This is a genomic window from Silvania sp., assembly GCF_051656365.1.
GTDB lineage: Bacteria > Pseudomonadota > Gammaproteobacteria > Enterobacterales > Enterobacteriaceae > Enterobacter > Enterobacter hatchlandensis.
In genome coordinates, this window is sequence record NZ_JBOGBT010000040.1 from 57,297 (window position 1) to 76,516 (window position 19,220).

Here is a 19,220-nt window from a genome sequence, read left to right on the forward strand (position 1 = left end):
TTACACTTCCCGGCTCACGTTTAACACTTCTTCCAGCGTGGTCACGCCCTGCAGAACTTTCGCCAGACCGTCGTCGCGTAGGGCGGGCGTTGTCGTGCGGATCAGCATCTCAAGTTCATCTTCGCTGGCGTTGTTATTGAGGGCTTTACGCACGGCGTCATCGACGATCACCAGCTCGTGCAGGGCGCTGCGCCCCCGGTAGCCGGAATGGTTACAGCTTTCGCAGCCCACGGCCTGCCATAGATGGGTGACCTCCCGGCCAAACTGATAGCGCTGGCGCTGGGCGTCATCCAGCGGATGCGGGATTTTGCACAGCGGACAGAGCATACGAACCAGCCGTTGCGCCAGCACTGCCGTCAGCGAAGAGGCGAGTAAAAACGGCTCAACGCCCATATCCCGCAGGCGCGCAATGGCGCCAATCGAGCTGTTGGTGTGTAGCGTGGAGAAGACCAGATGCCCGGTCAGGGAGGCCTGTACCGCAATTTTTGCCGTCTCGGTGTCGCGGATTTCACCAATCATCACCACATCCGGATCCTGACGCAGGATGGCGCGTAACCCACGGGCAAAGGTCATATCGACTTTGTTGTTAACCTGAGTTTGGCCGATACCTTCAAGATCGTATTCGATGGGATCTTCCACCGTCAGGATGTTGCGTTCGTGGCTGTTAATTTCCGATAACGCGGCATACAGGGTGGTGGATTTCCCTGAACCGGTAGGGCCGGTGACCAGAATAATGCCGTAGGGCTTACGCACCAGCGCAGCCATGGATGTCTGTAATGCATCGGTCATGCCCAGATGAGAGAGCGCCAGGCGAACGGTATTTTTATCCAGCAGGCGAAGCACCACGCGCTCGCCATGACTAGAGGGCAGCGTGGAGACCCGTACATCCACGGCCCTGCCACCGATGCGCAGGCTAATACGCCCGTCCTGCGGAATGCGTTTTTCGGCAATATCCAGCTGAGCCATGATCTTAATGCGCGAAATGAAGACGGCGGCCAGCTGGCGCTGAGGCTGAAGTATTTCACGCAAAATGCCATCGATACGAAAGCGGATCGTAAAGCGTGTTTCGTAGGTTTCGATATGGATATCGGATGCCCCAAGCTTGATGGCCTCGCCAAGCATGGCGTTGATCAAGCGGATAATCGGCGCATCGTCTTCCATATCCAGTAGGTCTTCCTGTCCCGGCAAGGAGCCTGCGAGATCCACAAAGCTGATGTCGTTACCCAGATCTTCCATCAGCTGGCGCGCCTCGCTGGCATCACGCTGATAGTCGTTGTGCAGCTGCTGCCCGAATCGCACCTCATCCACGGCGCTGATGATGAACGGCTGGCGCAGGATGCGGCGAACTTCCAGCAGGATATGCAGTTGCAGCTCGCCATGATGCACCAATACCGGTGAATCATCGTGCCATTGAAGCAGCACGCGGTGATCGCGGGCAAAGCTAAAGGGCAGTTTTTGCCATGCGGACCCGTCACTCATTGAAGAACCCTCCTTTTGGCCGCGTGCCGGGCGTGACGGGCAGCGTGAGATCGGGCGTGGGCAGCGCAAGCGGATCGTGGCTAAGACGATCGCTGCGCTGTTCGTCACGGAACTGGCCGTATTTTTCGCTGGAAATACCGCGATAGCTGTCGCCATCGCGCAGGATCACCGGATGGATAAAGACCATCAGGTTCTGCTTGCTGGTGGTGGTGCTGTTGTAGCGAAACAGATATCCGAGTAGGGGAATGTCACCGAGAATCGGCACCTTGCTGACGCTCTCGGTGGTCTGATTATTCAGCAGTCCACCCAGCACCACTGTTTCGCCGCTTCTCACGATCACCGCATTATTGATGGTGCGGGTGTTGAAGGTGGCACCCAGGTTGCTACCGGCTGAAGAGGCGTCAACCGAGCTTGCCGAGGCGACGCTGGAGACCTCCTGCTCAATATTGAGCAGCACGCTTTCACCGTCGTTGATTTGCGGGATGACTTTAAGCCTGGTGCCCACCGTTTTACGTTCAACGGTGTTGTAGACGCTGCCCGTCGAACTGGCCTGGCTACCGGTGATGACCGGCACTTCCTGACCGACATTAATGGCCGCTTCTTTGTTATCCAGTGTGACAATACTGGGCGTGGCCAGAATATTGCTGCGGGCATTGCTGGCAAGTGCGGTCACCAGTCCGCCCCAGTCACCGTTATAAAACCCGGCGGCAATGCCATTGAAGCTGGTGAGTAATGACGCTGCGTTGCCGGATATCGACCCTTTATTGTTATCCGCCGCCACCACGGCGCTAATTGGCAGTCCGGTGCCGGTAAACTGCGTCGCGCCGCCGTTTTTATTAAACCACTGCACGCCGAAGTTCAGCGCGTCGCCATCCTGCATTTCAACAATCACCGCCTCAATCAATACCTGAGCCCGACGAATATCAAGCCGGTTAATGATTTGCTCCAGCGCCTGCAGGGTATCCGGCTGGGTGGTGATCACCAGCGAGTTGGTTTGTTCATCCGCAACAATGCTGACCTCTTTGCCATTAAAGGTGATGCTGCTGGAGCCTGTCGCGATTTGCGGCGCTTCGCCTTTGGCCTGCGGCGCTGTGGGCGTGCTTGAGCCGCTCAGGACCGAGACCAAATTTTTGGCCTGGGCATATTTGAGATAAAACACGCGGGTATTGCCCTGATTTTGTTCTTCCCGGTCGAGCTGGCGAACAATAGTGATTAAACGCTGGCGCCCTTGGGCACTGCCGGAAATCACCACGCTGTTGGTTCGCTCATCCGCCACTACCCCGGGCGTCAGGCTGGCAACCTTCCCGCCGCGATCGTTTTTATTCAAACCATTAAGAATGGCGACCATCTCGCGCGACGAGGCATACTTCAATTTGATGATATCGGACTGCTGATTACCGGCGCTGTCCACGCGGCGGACAATTTCTGCCAGCCGATTCACTACCGCCGCCCGGCCAGTCACCAGCAGCACATTGGCCGATTCGTAATGCACCACGTTTCCGGCACCGGCATTATCGTTAAGCTGGCGTAACAGCGGGGCGAGTTCTTTCACGTCCACGTTGGCAACGGGGATCACGCGGGTGACCACTTCATCTCCCGTACCGGCGTGATAATCATCGGCCAGGGGAATGGCGCCCGTTTTGGCTGCGGCGGACTTCACCACTTTCAGCACGCCATTGGCACCCGGCACCACGGCAAAACCGTACACATCCAGTACGCTCAGGAAGAACTGATAATATTGTTCATCATTCAACGCATCATAGCTGCGCACGTTGACGACTCCGCGCACAGCCGGATCGATGATGATCGTTTTATGCAGGTTTTTACTGACAATATTGATGAATTCCTGCACATCGGTGCTTTTAAAACTGGCACTGTAATTGGCTCCCCATGCGGCAGACATACACGCCGCCAGAAGCATGAGTCCATGGGCAACTTTTTTTATCAGTAATGACATACCTGCCCTACTCCATTGATTTCACTGTCAAATCCAGAAATATATTTTTCTCGGCATCCTCACGTATCACGGTAATGCTGAGCTGACTGATTTCGCCTGCCTGTGCCATAAACTTCGCGGCGTCTGCAGGGATGCGCAGGTCAAATCCATTGATGACAACTGCCAGATCGTTGGGTTGCAATCCGCTTTGCTGAAACAGTGAAGCATCTTTCCCAGGGTTGAGCCGGTAACCCTGCAGTGCACCGGCTTTGCTCACCGGCGAAACAGACACTAAATCCAGCAGCGTTGCGGGATCCGTTATGACCTGGCTGCGCGCGGACGAAAGCGTTGGCGGCGAGTGGCGGGCGCTGTCGTCATACAGCATCAGCACTTCTGCCCGCCCGTCGTTGAGCAGTTCAACCCTGTCCGCCTGGATTGCCTGCACCCTGGCCTGCGTACCGCGAATCACTTCCTGAATCCCGTAACTTGCCTGCTGGCCGCCTTGCTCAATAATGACCAGCGAATCGGCGGGCTGGCTGCTGACGATAACCGCCGCCAGACGCAGGTTGAGCGAAGAGAGCGCTGCTGTAGGAACATCTGCTTTTTCCGGTGCCATAAAGAGCCTGGTTAACGGCACCTTAGGGGGTATAACTGTTGCGGGAGCCTTATGCACTACGGGCTGGATTTGTGTTGGCGCAAACAGCATGTCGTCGATACGCCAGGTCAACATCGCCATCTGAGAGCCAAGCCCACAGAGCAGGATCGCCGTGACCATCTGAGCCCAAAATGGCTGATGTAGATTGAGCCGCAATACCGGTTTACTCATCACCCTGGATGACCTTATGAACGGGGCGAGTCGCAACTCGCCCCGATTTGCTTACTGACTGATGGTGACAAAATCGCTGGCGTTGACACCCACTGGCAGCGCAAGCGCGCCTGGCGTAGTGTTGCTGACCACGATTTCCTGGCTGACGTTGAAGGTGACAGGCTCACGTCCGGTTAAGTCAGAGGACGGGGAGATCCAGGCCTTGTAGGTACCCGGCTCCACGATCCACTGGTTTTTCTGCGGATCGAAGCTGGCAAGAATTTTAGCCGGGATGGTGAAGGTCAGTTTCTGGCTGCTGCCCGGCTGCAGGCTCGCGGTTTTATCGAAGGACTTCAGTTCAAATGCTGGTTTTTTCAGCTTCACTTCCGGGGCGCTGATGTACACCTGTGCGGCCTCTTTCCCGACCACGCTGCCGGTGTTGGTCACTGAAACGCTCAGCGTTACCGCGCCTTTTGCCCCCTTATCCAGCGTCGAAGACTCTACGCTTGGGTTGTCATAGCTGAAGGTGGTATAGGAAAGTCCGTAGCCGAATGGCCATGCCACTGGTTTGCTGAAGGTCCCGTAGTAGCGATAGCCGACATAAATATCGTCGTTATAAGCAATCTCATCAGGTTGACCGTCGCCGTTGGTATCTTTACCCGGGAAGGACGCGGCAGAAGGGACATCCGCATAGTTTTGTGGGATCGTCTGGGCCAGCTTCCCGGCCGGGTTGACGGCGCCGGAAATCACGTCGGTGATGGCGTAGCCCGCCTCCTGGCCCGGTAGATAGGACAGCAGGATCGCATCCACTTTATCTGCCCATTCGGTGGTGTCCACGATGGCTGAGACGTTCAGCACCACGACCACTTTCTTACCCACGGCATGGAACGCATCCGAGGTGTTCTGAATCATGGTCAGTTCATTTTCGGTCAGCAGATAGTCGCCGCGCGTATTGGTGCGATCGATGGCTTCGCCGGCAATACGGCCAATGGTAATAATTGCAGCATCGTTATTTTGTGCCGCACTTGCAATAACACTCAGATCGATGGCCGGATCGTCACAGGTAAAGTAGGTGCCGATAGCGGCAATAAAGCCCGGATGCTCAACTTTATTATTGGCGTAGTAATCACGATAAAATGCGGTCAGCGACTCATCCACGCTATATTGCTGCTGCAGGCCTTCTGCCAGCATGATGGTGGTTTCGTTATTAACCTGACCGCTCCCCGTACCCCCTTTGATGGTTTCTATCTGGCTAACCCCAAAGCTTGCTAGCTTCTGGCGAGGGGCTAATGGCAGGGCCTGGTTCTCGTTTTTTAACAGCACCATACTTTCAGCTGCCGCCTGGCGTGCCAGGACGCGATGCTGTTCGAGATCCGGTTTGTTGGACGCGACATAATTATTGTACGAAGGCGACTGGAAGACCTGCGAGAGAATATGCTCGACGTTAACCGTAATATCCGCTTCGGTAATGTCGCCTTTGTTGTAAGACGCTTTAAAGGCATCAAGCTGGCCACCGGGCTCAATTAAATCATTACCCGCCTTGTACTGTTTCCAGGCCGTTAATGCAGGCGTACCGGCAAACCAGTCGGACATCACCAGCCCTTTAAAGTCCCACTCATTGCGTAAAATGTCCGTCATCAGATCGCGACGTTCATTGGTGTAGGTACCGTTAAGTTTGTTATAGGACGACATAACCGCCCATGGCTGAGATTCTTCGACTGCAATCTGGAAGCCACGAAGATAGATCTCACGCATGGCGCGCGCCGAGACGATAGTGTCGATGGAATTACGGTTGGTTTCCGAGTTGTTGGCGACATAATGTTTAATAGTGGTGCCGACCTGGTTTGATTCAATGCCATCAACCATCGCAGCAGCAATGCGTCCGCTGAGTAACGGATCTTCTGAGTAATATTCAAAATTTCGCCCATTGAGCGGGTTACGCTGGATATTCATCCCTGGTGCCAGGATCAAGTCCACACCGTATTCTTTAACCTCTTCACCCATCGCTTTACCTACCTGGGCAACTAATTTGGTATCCCAGGATGATGCCAGCAGAGAACCAATTGGCCAGGCCGTAGCATAATAGGTTTCAGAACTCCCTTCCCGGGCACTGTTAATTCTTAAACCTGCCGGGCCATCAGCCAGTTTTGTTGCCGGAATATCTAGCTTATCGTTTTTAACGCCATTAATGTAACCTGCGACACCCGACACATCATTTTTTAAATTGACGATCGTCGGCGCGCCATTACCCATATTCATACCAGGCCCCATCAGCATATTGATCTTTTCATCAACGCTCATGTTTCCTGCCGCTTCTTTCGCCTTTTTTTGATAATACGCGGCGTCTTTTATTTCACTCTCGGGGGCATTTTCTTGCACATCGTCATCATCGTCGTTACAACCAGAGACCATGCCAGCCAACGCCAGCGTGAGGCAGAGGGTCAGCGTGTTTATTCTTCTTTTAGTGACAGAAGGTTGCATTGTTATTGTCCTTGTTTATGTAGGGTTACACTCGGGGTTTAACCCGATTTATAGAAATAACCAAATCAGTAACAGCGGGATAATAACCTGTAAAAATCAGATTCACTTTGCAATGGAAAGCTATTTCTGTGCTCTCGGGGGCAGAACTTTTTTTTGTGATGCCTATCTCAAATTTAAATAGAGTGTTACAATAAGGTAACATTACAAAAACAATACTACCGTTCAAATTTCGCAAGGTTTCAGATGTTTACTCGAAGCGTGTCTAATTTAATTTACAGGAAAAGTCTTGAAAACTTGCGTCAAAACGGAATTGATACTAACCGTATATTGGCTCAGGTCAGCCTGTCACATCATGAACTGCATATTGCTGAGGGGCGTATTTCAGAGTCACATCACTATGCATTAATGGGTAAAATCAGTGATATAAACAAAAGCATATTTGGCGATGCGATCCCGGAATATGTTTATATTAACAGCGTTGAACTTTCCCACGCTGTCTTTCCTGAATTCATTGGCCTGTGCCTTAATGAAAAAACGCTGGAAGCAGCCATATGGCGTTTCTACGAAAGCCGATTCCTGATGGGCAACTGCGACGATCTGTTGATCGAAAAGGGAACCTCGCACACGCGAATTAAATACAACAGTAACGCACCGAAATCGATTAATAACCCTTCAGCGATGTTTAATTTAATCTTGCTGGGCGGGATTATGAAAAGCTACTGTCCTTCCATGAGTATGCAGCTACAGCTGACGGACTCAGCCATTCAGCATCATTCTGCGGTAGGCGAATTTTTTAATAACACCTGCCTGCTGCAGCAAGCTGGTGACGCCATTATTGTTGAGAACCGCTATCTGGCGACGGAGAATGGTTCATTTAATGCGTTATTAAACCGCCTGCAAACCAATCACATTGTTGCACTCAAGAATAAAATGTTCAGCGAACCGCCGCTGACGGCGGCGGTCAATACGCTGATTGAGCAGTGTTATATGGCGGGTCAGGAAATTAGCCCTAACGCGATTATGGCAAAAGTCTGTCAGCATCTGCGTATCAGCCGATGGACGCTGAACCGGCGTTTGCAGGGAGAATCTGCTACCTTTAGTCAGCTGCTTGCCCGGAAGCAACTATCCCTGTCGATGCGCTTATTACGCCAATCGACGCTTTCCATTCAGGAAATCAGCGATCGTCTGGGGTTTTCCTCACACTCGGTTTACTCGCGTTTTTTTAAACAGCATACGCAGGTCACGCCGATGCAGTATCGGGATCGGGGGCTGGGGTGATGTCATGATCTACGGGCAGGTTCATCACCCTCTTTCCGTTTATCCTGTCCTGTCAGACGCCTGCCTGGCTCTCATTTTCTCTGGTGAGATCTATGAATGTCATTCATAACGCCTATTCATTTGACGTAATTATCTTTCACACCCCTTTCGCTATGCTGACCTAATCGTCTGAAGCGCCGCTACCGCGTTAAATATTCTTATCGAAGAAGGTATCCAGCTTATTCATCGCCTGTTCAACGTAGCGAGGAACCCAGTAGGTTTCGATATGCGTTGCGCCGTCGATCAGGAACAGCTCTTTATTCTGCGTGCCGGTGGCCAGCTTGTAGGCACTTTCGGTCATGTACAGCGAGTCGGCTTTCGTACCGGCCATCATGAGCAGCGGCTGATTGATGAGATCCATATTGCTCTGCGCATCAAAGCGCATTAAATCCAGCAGGCTGCTGCTGGTATAGCGGAACGTGGAGTTGGGATGGGCGTGCGTTTTCCAGTAATACGCGTAGCCCTGGCGGTAGAGTTCAAACGGCAGTCTGGCGATTTGTGCATCGGTCAGGTTGGCGTCACCGGAATAGCTGACGTCACCGGTAGCGGCTTCTTTGGCGCGCGCCTCGCTGGCCAGCTTCAGTCGTTCCTGAATCGTGGCGATCTGTGAGTCCTGATAACCATTGCGACGCACACGACCTGAGTCAAACATGCTCAGCGTTGCCAGGGCTTTAAAGCGCTTATCCGTCTGGGCGGCTTTCAGTGAGTACCCCCCACCACCGCAGATGCCCAGCAGGCCGATGCGGGCGGTATCCACCCCGGGGTACTGGCTGATGTAGTCTGCCATACCGTGAATATCCTCAATGCGGTTGGCGGGTTTATCCACGCTGCGAGGCATTCCACCGCTGGCCCCCTGATAAGCCGCATCGGCGGTAATGGTGATGTATCCGTGTTCGGCCAGACGCTGCGCATACAGTCCGGCGACCTGCTCTTTCACGCCGCCATTAGGATGGGCCACCACCACCGTTGGGTATTTTTTGGCGGGATCGTAGTCAGCGGGCGTATAGACATTCGCCGCAATCTGGACGCCATGCAGGTCGTACTTCACCGGATGGATGTTGACCTTGCCTGTGACGTTCTCGGTGATGGCGCCGTCGTAGACGAGGGTAAACGGGTTCTTCTTGTAATCCGCCGCGCTGGCGGAGGTGACGCTGGCCATTGCCGTCAGCAGCATGGCGGTGAATAGATTGAATTTCATGGGTTCTCCCGATAAGTGATGGTTCGTGGCCTCAGATTAGGGAGAGCGGACTGTCACCAGGGTGACGGCTGGATAACATTTTTGTCAGCTAACGGTCAGCTTGATGTTGGTGAGCAGAGGATAGTCTTACCAGGTAAAAGCACATACAGAGCGGGATGGGTCATACGGCATGCGATTACTTTTAGTCGAAGATGAAGAAAAAACTTCAACCTATCTCAGCCGCGCGCTGGGCGAGTCCGGGTTTACGGTCGATGTCTCAGCGGATGGGGCCGAAGGTCTGCATTACGCGCTGGAGTTCGACTACGATGCGATCGTTCTCGACGTGATGCTGCCGGGCATGGATGGCTACCGGGTGCTGGAAGGGGTGCGGGCCAGTAAACAGACCCCGGTGCTGATGCTCTCTGCCCGGGGGTCGGTTGACGAGCGCGTCAAAGGGCTTCGGCTTGGCGCGGATGATTATCTGCCGAAACCCTTCTCGCTGATTGAGCTGGTGGCGCGCATTCAGGCGCTGGTGCGCCGCCGCGCAACGGATGGCGCGGATATCACCCAGCTGCAAATCCACGATCTGCATCTCGATCTGTTGGCTCGCCGGGTGTTTCGTCGCGGCACGCGTCTGGAACTGACCGCCAAAGAGTTTTCACTGCTGAGCCTGCTGGCCCGTCATCAGGGGGAAATCCTCTCCAAGATGATGATTGCCGAGCAGGTGTGGGACATGAATTTTGACAGCGATGCCAACGTGGTGGAAGTCGCCATTAAACGCCTGCGGGCCAAAGTGGATGCCCCGTTCGACGTGAAATTACTGCATACCGTGCGCGGTATGGGGTATGTCCTCGAAGTCAGGCCAGGAGACAAGCATGGTTAAGCGCGCGATTTCGGTTCATCTGGCCCTGATGTTTGCGTTATCCGCGCTGCTGATCGTTTCCGTCATCGGCATTCTGCTGCGCAGCTCCCTGCACGACTCGCTGCAAAAGCAGATGCACAACGAGCTATTGTTCCGGGAATCCTTGATGAGCCCGTGGATCACCGCGCGCACCTCGGCGGAGGGTTGGTCGGTGCTGGCCAATAAATTCACCGTGTTAACCAACTCTGAAGGTGAGCGGGTTCGCTACTGGATAGTGAGCGATAACCCCCAGTTCAGCGTGGGCGGAACGCCACCGGTGGGCGTTGAGTGGTCGGCGTTGCAGGAAGGTTTTAACAAAGTGCCCGGGGCATCGGAAGGCGCGTGCTCGCTTTTCATCTTAGTGAAAACTATCCCGGCGAATGGCGAAAGGCCCGCGCTGCGCTACGTGGTGGCCATCGACTCCACGCCGTACATGGGCACGCTGGAGGCGTTCACCCGCACCCTGCTGATAATTGCCGCGCTGGGGGTGTTTATCGTCGCACTGCTGGGGTATATGGTTTCACGGATCGGCCTGCGCCCGGTGGGGGCGCTCAGCAAACAGGCGCAGCATCTTGCCCCGGGCGATCATGGCCAGCGGCTGGACACCACCGCCTTACCGGAAGAATTACAGCAGCTCGCCTCGTCATTTAACGGCGTGCTGGAGCGCCAGCAGGTCGCCTGGCGGCAGCTCGAAAGTTTTAACGCCGACGTGGCCCATGAGCTGCGCACTCCGTTGACCAACCTGATTGGACAGACGCAGCTGGGCCTGTCGCGCCGACGTTCGTACGACGAGCTGGAGGAGCTGCTCGGTTCCAACCTCGAAGAGCTTGAACGCATGACCTCGATTGTTAACGACATGCTTTTCCTGTCCCATGCTCACGCGGGGGAACATGCCTCCCAGCTGACGCGGGTCTCCCTGCGTGAAGAGACCCTTAAAACGGCGGAATACGTTGAGCCGTCCTTTGCGGAAAAACAGCTCTCGCTGAACGTTGAAGGCGACGTGACCGCCCGGATCGATCGCCGGTTGTTCCACCGCTCTCTCGCCAACTTACTGGAAAACAGCGCCCGACATTCGTCTTCCCACAGCACGATCACCGTGCGCTTAAGCGAGAACAACAATCAGGCCTGCGTTGAGGTGTCGAACCCAGGCGATCCCATTGCGCCGGGGCATTTACATCGGCTATTTGAACGGTTTTATCGGGTGGATTCTTCACGCGCCAAAAGCGATACCCATCACGGGCTGGGGTTATCGATCGTTCGCGCCGTCGCCATTATGCATCGGGGCGACGTCTTCGCGCGTAGCGAAGCCGGTATCAACACCTTCGGCCTGACGTTCGCGTTAACTGAGCAAACTGACACAATTGTCAGGGGGTCGTCAGCCTGACGACATCCCCCCGTCTTTAGAATCATGACAGGCCATCCCCTTTTAACGATAAGGACGCTTTGCATGACTCGACATTTAGGTTACCTCGGGCTGTTACTGCCCCTCTTTACGTTTTCCTCCTGGGCTGCAGAGCAAAGTGCTGCCGTCCACATTGCCCCCGCCGGCAGCCAGAATGCGCTGAATGGACCTGCGGAGAATTTTACCGGGCGCGTGCGGGTTGATCCGTTGTTCAAGACGGATAACGACATCAACGTTTCAGGGGCATACGTCACCTTTGAGCCGGGGGCGCGTTCCGCCTGGCATACCCACCCGGCAGGTCAGCGGTTAATTGTGACGGCTGGCGTGGGGCTGACGCAGCAGGAGGGCCAGCCGGTACAGACGATTCGTCCGGGTGACGTTGTCTTATGTCCTGCCGGGGTTAAACACTGGCACGGCGCGGCACCGGGCAGCGCGATGACGCATCTGGCCATTACCGGAAATGTGGATGGCAAAAACGTGATCTGGATGGAGAAGGTGACAGATGAACAATACCACGCCCATTAAGGCACTCACGGCCGCGGCACTGCTGACCTTCGGCTTTGCATTCCCGGCTCAGGCTGCACCCGCCACCAAAGGAGCCACAGAGATGACGACACACACCGTTTCAGACAGGCTATCGGCACGCCAGCAGGCGATCCCGCTGATTGCAGCCGCAATGGCCAGCAGCCAGATGGATAAACTGAATGCCGCGTTGAATCAAGGTCTGGACGCCGGGCTCACCCTCAACGAGGCGAAAGAGATTCTCGTCCAGCTGTATGCCTATACCGGCTTCCCGCGCAGCCTGAATGCGCTGAATGAGCTGATGAAGGTAGTTGAGGCGCGCAAGCAACGCGGCATTCAGGACGTTGCGGGCAAAGAACCCACCCGCCCGATCCCCGTCGGGGATGAACTGCGTCGCGTCGGCACCGCAAACCAGACCACAATCTCAGGCGCGCCGGTGCAGGGGCCGCTCTTTGATTTTGCGCCAGTGATTAATCAGTTCCTGCAAACGCATCTGTTCGGTGACATTTTTGCCCGCGATAACCTCGACTGGCAAAGCCGCGAGCTGGCAACGGTTGGCGCCTTAGCCGCCACGCCGGGCGTAGAATCCCAGCTGCTGTCGCATATGCGGGCCAGCCTGCGGGTCGGGCTGACGGCAGCGCAGCTGCGCCAGCTGGTACAGGTTCTGCGTGAACACGGCGAAAATGATGCCGCCACGCGGGCGGACAGTGCGCTGCAGCAGGCGCTGGCAAACAATTAGGAGCTCGGTATGGCACATGATCCCACCCGCAGAATGTTGATTACCGCCCTGGCTGGGCTGACGCTGGCGAATGTCTCGCTGGCGTCAGCGGCGACAGGAACCACAAACGTTCAGGGCACTAGCCGTAGTCTGGTAGCGTACTTTTCACGCAGCGGGAATACGCGGGTAATTGCAGGTGTCATACATCGCAGCCTGAAAACCGATCTGTTTGAAATCGAACCGGCCGCACCTTATCCGGAGGACTATTTTCAGACCGTTGAACAGGCGAAAAATGAGCGTGAGCGGGGAATAAAACCAGCACTAAAAAATAGCGTCGCCGATATCTCACGCTATGAGACGGTGTATTTAGGCTTTCCCATCTGGGGGACCAGCGTGCCACCTGTCGTGCAAACTTTTCTTAGCAGCCACAACCTGGCGGGCAAATTCCTCATCCCTTTCATTACTCACGGCGGCTACGGTAAAGGTGACAGCGACAATATCCTTGCAAGTCTGGCGCCTGCAGCGCGCCGCGAAAAACCGCTCGCCATTGAATGCGATCAGGAGCGGAGAACCACAGAAACAGTCACCCGTTGGTTAGAGACGCTACGCGGCTGATTTATTACTAAGAGGAAATCATCTTGAAGACGCTTTTAAAAACGCTGGTCAGTTGCATGATGGCGGGTGGCCTTGTGGCTCATTCGGTCTATGCCGAGCCATTGGTTATTCAGGAACAGGGGAGCTTTTCTGCTGGTGGCACTATCATGGCCGCACCGGGGAAATTTGACGCGAAAAAGCCGCTGGAACCTGCCGGTCAAACGTATCACGGCGATCATGCCTCCGTGGTCTATCAAATCCCGGTGAATCCGCACAAATACCCGATCGTCATGCTGCACGGTGCGGGCCAGTCGTCCCGCACCTGGCAAAGTACCCCGGACGGTCGTGAAGGGTTCCAGAACATTTTCCTGCGGCGCGGGTTCTCCACCTGGCTTGTCGATCAACCCCGGCGCGGCAATGCGGGCCGCAGTACGGTGGAATCCACCGTGACAGCAAAAGCGGATGAACAGCTGTGGTTTAATCAGTTCCGCGTCGGCGTCTGGCCCGACTATTTTAAAGACGTTCAGTTCTCGCACGATAAAGAAGCCCTGAACCAGTATTTCCGCCAGATGACGCCCAACACCGGCCCCTTTGATCTCAATGTGATTTCTGACGCCATGTCGGCAGTGGTAGATAAATCCGGCCCGGCTATTCTCTTCACTCACTCTCAGGGCGGCGGACCGGGCTGGTACACGGCGATAAAAAACGACAAGGTCAAAGCCATTGTCGCCTTCGAGCCGGGCAGCAGCTTTGTCTTCCCCGAGACAGAACTGCCCGCCCCGATGCCCAGCGCGTTCGACACATTGAAAGGTGAACCTGTTCCGATGGAACAGTTTATGGCGCTGACCAAAATCCCGGTGTTGATCATTTATGGCGATAACATCCCGGATAAAACGGTCGCCATGCCCGCCCAGGACAGCTGGCGCGTGCGGCTGGCGATGGCCCGGGAGTGGCGCGATGTGGTGAACAAACATGGCGGGGATGTGACCGTAACGCATCTGCCGGAAGTCGGGATCAAAGGCAATACCCACTTCCCGTTCTCCGATCTGAATAATGTGCAGGTTGCGGATGTGGTGAGCACATTCCTGAAAGAGAAAAACCTACAGTAGGAGGAGAGAAAATTAAGCCTTCATTAATGAAGGCTTAATCCTGGCAGAAAGCTGTTAAACGTGAGTGTCTGCTGTGAGCGAAAAGCAGAATTTGCTTTTCGCGCATTTATCAGCAATTGAAAAATGGTTTGATGGAAAATCTCGATATATCAGAGCAGTCTTTTGAGGAGCCAGTAATACGCTTTCCGGAATACGTGAAAAGCGCTCTGTGTAAACGAACAATATAATCGGCATCCGGGTTAGTGCGTTTATCACCCATACGCTCCTGTACTGCCTGAACTGCAATATCCCGACGCGCGGTTAATCGTACTTTTTCCGCTGAAGCGAGCGCAGATCTCATTTCATCATATGATAGGTCCGTACAGTAGAACGGAGCACCTGGCTGTTGGCGCCATGACTCCTTGAGGGTACCCTCATCAAAGGCATCGAATCCCGTTTCATTAACAAAACCCATAATCACTTTCTTGTGCTCTTCGATATTCCCTGCCACAGGAATTGCAATACGCCCTGGCGAGCCCGCTGCTGAACCTTTCCTGGCACCTATGGCATTCCATGCCTTAACCAGGGGGCGGTTCAGGAGATCTGCCACCCACTGACTTTCGACCTCACCATCTGAGAAAGTGTCAATGATGCCATCACGATGTGGGCAATAGTTGGAGGTAACCAGGTTGAGAAGCGCAAGTTATCAGCTGAATGCGAGATGAGCTAAAAACTAACCATTTGTTTCAAGTAATTAAGAGGAAAACCGGCAATATGAATATGTGAACCCGAAGCTATATCTATGTAACGATCCAACATGAGATCTACTAGATATTTTTTGTCAGATGCTTAGTTACAATACATGTAACTAATGTAATCGGTAACATGACTCAATGGCTTCGATCAAAGATGTAGCAACGAAAGCGGGTGTTTCAACCGCCACGGTATCGAGGGTGATTAACAACCATCCGAGCGTGACGGCAGAAACCCGCCGTGCGGTGCACGAAGCGATGGATTTTCTCTGCTATGTTCCTAACAGAAATGCCGTTCAGCTGAGCGGCAAATGCTCTGGTCTGATAGGCGTCGTGTTACCTAATTTGATTAACCCACATTTCTGCGAACTGCTGGCCTCACTTGAGGAAGAGGCGCGATACGTCGGTAAATCAGTCATTGTAAAAACCCATCAAAACCAGCCATTTCAGGACAAGCAAATAGTCAGAGCACTGGCTGGGATGGGCATTGAGGCATTGATTTGGGTACCAACTGAAGCCGAATCCTCCTTGTCAGAGTGGCTGATAAGCACCGGTATTCATACCGCGGTAGTGACACAAAATTCGCGTTTCTTTAATTCGGTTTGCAACAATCAGGAACGAGGAGCAGAAACGGTAGCCGAGCATTTTATCGATATCGGCCGTATCCACCCAGGTTTTATCGGCCAGGATGGCGTAGACAACCGTAAAATGTCCGCCTTCTGCAAGAGAGCGCTCAGCCACGGTCATCAGGTGGAAAAACACCATGGCTACTGGATACCGAAGGGCGACGGTGAAATTAACCGGGGGCATATCCACTCACTGGAAAATATTGTGGACAACATCATTGCTCAGGGTGAAGAAATTGACTCCCTGTTTATTTATAACGATGTTGCCGCTAGCTACGTGATTGAAAGTCTGAGACGTAAAGGAGTCAGAATCCCTACAGATATTGCGGTGGCTAGTTTCGATAATACTATCATTGCACAAATGATGAATATTACCAGCATCGCCCAGCCTATTAATGAAATGGGGAAATTAGCGTTTGAACTTATTAATAATCGTGAGAAGAAGGATTACATTGATTCAGTGGAGTTAACGACACGATTAATTATACGTAAAAGCAGTTTAGGTATGACGATAGCTAAAAATTAGCCTGTACTACTTATTTATTAAGCATAACTATTCTTATCTATCCAGTTAAGGATGGAGTCCTTTTCGCCTGTAAATAATTCTCATCTGTTAACTAAAGAGTAATCACCATGAATAAATTAGTTTTGCCCGCAGTATCAGGCACGCGATTTGATCTGTGGCTGAAGAAAAATCACGACTCGTTTTTGCCGTTACTACAGTTTTCAGCGGCCGGAAAAATCATATACTCCATAAAAAAAGCGACCGAATATTATCAGTATTTCACCTGGACTCACTATTCTGACGAGCCGATATCGATCGAATGGGATGATGATGCGGCGGATATTTCATTATTTTACTTTTGGCAGTCCGAAACGGTGCACCGGGAGGGGGTAACGTACCTGGTTGGTGAAGCCGATACGTTAAGGCAGGTGGGGCATGGTGAAATGGAGGCCTGGTATAGGGAAGAGCCGTTGCGCCCGGCGCTGCACTTTTCACCTTTTAGCCGCTGGATGAATGACCCTAACGGGTTGTGCAAAATTGGTAATACCTATCATCTTTTCTACCAATTTCATCCGCATAGCACTGAATGGGGGCCAATGCACTGGGGGCATGCTACTAGTGACGATCTCTACCATTGGCGTCACTATCCTGTGTTTTTACAGCCAGAGCAGAATCTCGAAGCCCTTGGCGCGACCGGTGGGGCATTTTCCGGTACTGCTTTCCAGGGGGACGACGGCAATACCCGGTTCTACTTCACCGAACGTTTACCTGCATACGATCTGTATTCCGGTTATCGCGAAGTTCAGAAGTGTGCCCGGCCTGGCCGCCGGCTGGATAAAGTGGAATCCGTTAAGCAAGTGTTGAGCGAGCTGCCCCAAGGTGTGAGCTGCGATTTCCGCGATCCTAAAGTCTGGTTTGATAAACAACAACAGCGTTATTTCATGTTGCTGGGTGCTGCGGTGGACAACGATCCCGCAGTGTTGCTTTTCACCTCGCCAAACGGCGATGACTGGATATTTGACCATGTGCTCTATCGGGCAGATAAAATGTTTAGCCAACACGGAGGGCGTTGTGTGGAATGCCCGGACTTTTTCCCGATTGGGGATAAATGGGTGCTAATCATGGGGATCGTCGGCTATACGGAAGCGGAAACCGGGCGGCATAACTTGCTTTATGCCCTGACAGGCGAGTTTAGTCAAGGACGCTTTACCCCGGATGATAAAGCATTGCAGACTCTTGATTTCGGGACGGATTTTTATGCGCTGCAGACGTTCCGCGATGGGGAAAAGACTATTGGTTTTGCCTGGCTGTACAACTGGGCCAGCAAAAAGAACGCAGACTCAGTCTACAACGGTGAAATGTCGCTACCACGTCAGTTTGCACTAAATGACGCCGGGCAGGTGTGTATGCTACCCGTGCCGCCGCCAATTTCTTGTGTCATCCAACAACACGAGCATCTCCGGGCATGCTCTGAAGGGCTGTTACAGCTCACCCTGGATGCGTGGCAATCATTCTCGCTACAGCTTAAAGGAAAAGATATCCACACGTTATATCTGACGTTGCAGGGCGAATATGGGCAGCATATAACGCTACGCTATCACGAAGGTATGCTGACGCTACAAGCCGCCGGGCTGGACGATATGCGCTACAGCGTTCAAGTGACTGAACTCAGCGAACTGGATCTGTTCTTTGATGCGGGAATTGTTGAGGTGTTTGCCAACCAGGGAAGCCAGTGCGGCACGCGTCGCTACTTCCATATTAGTTCATGCCAGCACATCGCCCTGGAATACAATACGTCCGCGATGCTCACCACGGCGTTACTCTCACAATATCGTACGACATGGGGTCATCAATAATGAGCTTAGAAGCAACCATGCATGGTCAGAGTATTGTCTGCCTGGGCGAACTCTTGATTGATTTTGTTTGTACCGACATCGATCAGGGTCTTGTAAAAGGGGAGAACTTCCTCAAGAAAGCGGGCGGTGCACCGTCAAACGTTGCGGTAGCGATTACCCGTCTTGGGGGGAATGCTCGGCTGGCTGCACAGGTAGGCAACGATCCTTTTGGCGAGTTTTTGATCGAGACGCTGCGTCAGGAATCAGTGGATACTGCTCTGATTATTCGCGATAACTCTCTTCCCACAACCCTGGCTTTTGTGGGGATACAACACGACGGCGAGCGTGATTTTGTTTTCTGCCGTGGGGCTGATGGCAATTTATCGCTGCAAAGTTTGCCCACTGATTTTCTAAACGGTAGCGGGATCGTTCACCTCGGGGCGGCCACTGGCTTAATGGACGGTGAGTTGTATCGGACCTACGCCACGATCGCTCACAAGGCCAAAGAGCAGGGCAAAATGCTCTCTTTCGATCCTAATTTTCGCAGCGGTTTGTGGGGGGGTAATGAAGCTGAATTTATTCGCCGTTGCGAGCCCTTCCTGAACATGGCTGATGTTGTCAAAATGAGTGAAGAAGAACTGGAATTTATTACCGGCAAAACTGACATGATTCAGGGATGCCGATATTTACACGACCGGGGAGCCACCTTTGTTACCATCACCCTTGGCAGTCAGGGAACCTGGGCTAGCCATCGGGACAGGAATCAAACTCTGGTTCCTTCTATTGCGGTCAATTCTGTCGATTCAACGGGAGCTGGGGACGCTTTTGTTGGTGCTTTACTGCTGCGCTTTATGCAGCGGGACACCCGAGCGATAACCTTCGATGATTTCGTGGCGGATGTCACGTGGGCCAACAAAGTCGGTGCCTTAACCTGTACACGCTTCGGTGCAATCGACGCTATTCCGTCTTTGGCTGAACTGGCGTAAACGCATAGAACAACATTCCGGGATTTCTTTTCAGCCATAAAAAGAGGAGAGCTTCAAAAGCCCTCCTCTTTTTTATCAATGAACTCAAATAAAAAT

The 19,220-nt window shown here is 53.2% G+C and carries 16 protein-coding genes; 10 read left to right on the plus strand and 6 right to left on the minus strand.

Annotated features, from left to right (window positions below):
- From gspE to ACRDD5_RS08610, 4 genes are all read right to left on the minus strand, one after another.
- Positions 1-1,479 carry a type II secretion system ATPase GspE gene (gspE, locus tag ACRDD5_RS08595; RefSeq protein ID WP_438676492.1) on the minus strand — a complete coding sequence of 493 codons (1,479 nt, stop codon included), beginning with the start codon at positions 1,477-1,479 and terminating at the stop codon, positions 1-3.
- Positions 1,472-3,382 (minus strand): type II secretion system secretin GspD, encoded by a 1,911-nt coding sequence (gene gspD, locus ACRDD5_RS08600; protein WP_438676493.1) that lies wholly within the window; start codon positions 3,380-3,382, stop codon positions 1,472-1,474. Before gspD ends, gspE begins: the two co-directional genes overlap by 8 nt.
- Before the next feature lie 61 nt (positions 3,383-3,443).
- Complete coding sequence (gspC, locus tag ACRDD5_RS08605) at positions 3,444-4,241, minus strand: type II secretion system protein GspC (protein ID WP_438676494.1); 798 nt, start codon at positions 4,239-4,241, stop codon at positions 3,444-3,446.
- A 51-nt stretch (positions 4,242-4,292) separates the two neighbouring features.
- Positions 4,293-6,701, minus strand: a complete 2,409-nt coding sequence (locus ACRDD5_RS08610; protein WP_438676495.1) for a beta-glucosidase — start codon at positions 6,699-6,701, stop codon at positions 4,293-4,295.
- A gap of 243 nt (positions 6,702-6,944) precedes the next feature.
- On the opposite strand from ACRDD5_RS08610, the gene ACRDD5_RS08615 reads away from it, so the two are divergent.
- Positions 6,945-7,979, plus strand: a complete 1,035-nt coding sequence (locus ACRDD5_RS08615) for a helix-turn-helix transcriptional regulator (protein WP_438676496.1) — start codon at positions 6,945-6,947, stop codon at positions 7,977-7,979.
- A 187-nt stretch (positions 7,980-8,166) separates the two neighbouring features.
- Here ACRDD5_RS08615 and ACRDD5_RS08620 read toward each other — a convergent pair whose 3' ends face one another.
- On the minus strand, positions 8,167-9,216 hold the full coding sequence (locus ACRDD5_RS08620; RefSeq protein ID WP_438676497.1) for an alpha/beta hydrolase: 1,050 nt from the start codon (positions 9,214-9,216) through the stop codon (positions 8,167-8,169).
- A gap of 169 nt (positions 9,217-9,385) precedes the next feature.
- On the opposite strand from ACRDD5_RS08620, the gene ACRDD5_RS08625 reads away from it, so the two are divergent.
- The 6 genes from ACRDD5_RS08625 to ACRDD5_RS08650 all read left to right on the plus strand — a co-directional run bounded on the left by ACRDD5_RS08625 (position 9,386) and on the right by ACRDD5_RS08650 (position 14,441).
- On the plus strand, positions 9,386-10,078 hold the full coding sequence (locus tag ACRDD5_RS08625; protein WP_271280811.1) for a heavy metal response regulator transcription factor: 693 nt from the start codon (positions 9,386-9,388) through the stop codon (positions 10,076-10,078).
- Complete coding sequence (locus tag ACRDD5_RS08630; RefSeq protein ID WP_438676498.1) at positions 10,071-11,480, plus strand: heavy metal sensor histidine kinase; 1,410 nt, start codon at positions 10,071-10,073, stop codon at positions 11,478-11,480. Before ACRDD5_RS08625 ends, ACRDD5_RS08630 begins: the two co-directional genes overlap by 8 nt.
- 63 nt (positions 11,481-11,543) lie before the next feature.
- Positions 11,544-12,023: a (R)-mandelonitrile lyase gene (locus ACRDD5_RS08635; protein WP_438676499.1), complete on the plus strand. Its 480-nt coding sequence runs from the start codon at positions 11,544-11,546 to the stop codon at positions 12,021-12,023.
- Positions 12,001-12,759, plus strand: a complete 759-nt coding sequence (locus tag ACRDD5_RS08640; protein WP_438676500.1) for a carboxymuconolactone decarboxylase family protein — start codon at positions 12,001-12,003, stop codon at positions 12,757-12,759. The genes ACRDD5_RS08635 and ACRDD5_RS08640 overlap by 23 nt, the downstream gene beginning before the upstream one ends.
- 9 nt (positions 12,760-12,768) lie before the next feature.
- Complete coding sequence (locus ACRDD5_RS08645) at positions 12,769-13,353, plus strand: flavodoxin (protein WP_438676501.1); 585 nt, start codon at positions 12,769-12,771, stop codon at positions 13,351-13,353.
- A 23-nt stretch (positions 13,354-13,376) separates the two neighbouring features.
- Entirely contained in the window at positions 13,377-14,441 is a 1,065-nt protein-coding gene (locus tag ACRDD5_RS08650; protein ID WP_438676502.1) for an alpha/beta hydrolase, read from the plus strand.
- 109 nt (positions 14,442-14,550) lie between these two features.
- Here ACRDD5_RS08650 and ACRDD5_RS08655 read toward each other — a convergent pair whose 3' ends face one another.
- Positions 14,551-15,030, minus strand: a complete 480-nt coding sequence (locus ACRDD5_RS08655) for a hypothetical protein (RefSeq protein ID WP_438676503.1) — start codon at positions 15,028-15,030, stop codon at positions 14,551-14,553.
- 283 nt (positions 15,031-15,313) lie between these two features.
- On the opposite strand from ACRDD5_RS08655, the gene ACRDD5_RS08660 reads away from it, so the two are divergent.
- The 3 genes from ACRDD5_RS08660 (at position 15,314) to ACRDD5_RS08670 (ending at position 19,124) form a co-directional block, all read left to right on the plus strand.
- Positions 15,314-16,324 (plus strand): LacI family DNA-binding transcriptional regulator, encoded by a 1,011-nt coding sequence (locus tag ACRDD5_RS08660; protein WP_438676504.1) that lies wholly within the window; start codon positions 15,314-15,316, stop codon positions 16,322-16,324.
- 107 nt (positions 16,325-16,431) lie between these two features.
- On the plus strand, positions 16,432-18,159 hold the full coding sequence (locus ACRDD5_RS08665) for a GH32 C-terminal domain-containing protein (RefSeq protein ID WP_438676505.1): 1,728 nt from the start codon (positions 16,432-16,434) through the stop codon (positions 18,157-18,159).
- Positions 18,159-19,124 carry a carbohydrate kinase family protein gene (locus ACRDD5_RS08670; RefSeq protein ID WP_438676506.1) on the plus strand — a complete coding sequence of 322 codons (966 nt, stop codon included), beginning with the start codon at positions 18,159-18,161 and terminating at the stop codon, positions 19,122-19,124. The genes ACRDD5_RS08665 and ACRDD5_RS08670 overlap by 1 nt, the downstream gene beginning before the upstream one ends.
- Positions 19,125-19,220: the final 96 nt, after the last annotated feature.

Excerpts from the sequence above, each read along its gene's own strand:
- ACRDD5_RS08630 (WP_438676498.1), top strand. The coding sequence starts at position 10,071 with ATGGTTAAGCGCGCGATTTCGGTTCATCTGGCCCTGATGTTTGCGTTA.
- ACRDD5_RS08645 (WP_438676501.1), top strand. The coding sequence starts at position 12,769 with ATGGCACATGATCCCACCCGCAGAATGTTGATTACCGCCCTGGCTGGG.
- ACRDD5_RS08640 (WP_438676500.1), top strand. The coding sequence starts at position 12,001 with ATGAACAATACCACGCCCATTAAGGCACTCACGGCCGCGGCACTGCTG.
- ACRDD5_RS08665 (WP_438676505.1), top strand. The coding sequence starts at position 16,432 with ATGAATAAATTAGTTTTGCCCGCAGTATCAGGCACGCGATTTGATCTG.
- ACRDD5_RS08620 (WP_438676497.1), bottom strand. The coding sequence starts at position 9,216 with ATGAAATTCAATCTATTCACCGCCATGCTGCTGACGGCAATGGCCAGC.
- ACRDD5_RS08660 (WP_438676504.1), top strand. The coding sequence starts at position 15,314 with ATGGCTTCGATCAAAGATGTAGCAACGAAAGCGGGTGTTTCAACCGCC.
- gspD (WP_438676493.1), bottom strand. The coding sequence starts at position 3,382 with ATGTCTGCCGCATGGGGAGCCAATTACAGTGCCAGTTTTAAAAGCACC.
- ACRDD5_RS08670 (WP_438676506.1), top strand. The coding sequence starts at position 18,159 with ATGAGCTTAGAAGCAACCATGCATGGTCAGAGTATTGTCTGCCTGGGC.
- gspC (WP_438676494.1), bottom strand. The coding sequence starts at position 4,241 with ATGAGTAAACCGGTATTGCGGCTCAATCTACATCAGCCATTTTGGGCT.
- ACRDD5_RS08625 (WP_271280811.1), top strand. The coding sequence starts at position 9,386 with ATGCGATTACTTTTAGTCGAAGATGAAGAAAAAACTTCAACCTATCTC.
- ACRDD5_RS08615 (WP_438676496.1), top strand. The coding sequence starts at position 6,945 with ATGTTTACTCGAAGCGTGTCTAATTTAATTTACAGGAAAAGTCTTGAA.
- ACRDD5_RS08610 (WP_438676495.1), bottom strand. The coding sequence starts at position 6,701 with ATGCAACCTTCTGTCACTAAAAGAAGAATAAACACGCTGACCCTCTGC.
- gspE (WP_438676492.1), bottom strand. The coding sequence starts at position 1,479 with ATGAGTGACGGGTCCGCATGGCAAAAACTGCCCTTTAGCTTTGCCCGC.
- ACRDD5_RS08635 (WP_438676499.1), top strand. The coding sequence starts at position 11,544 with ATGACTCGACATTTAGGTTACCTCGGGCTGTTACTGCCCCTCTTTACG.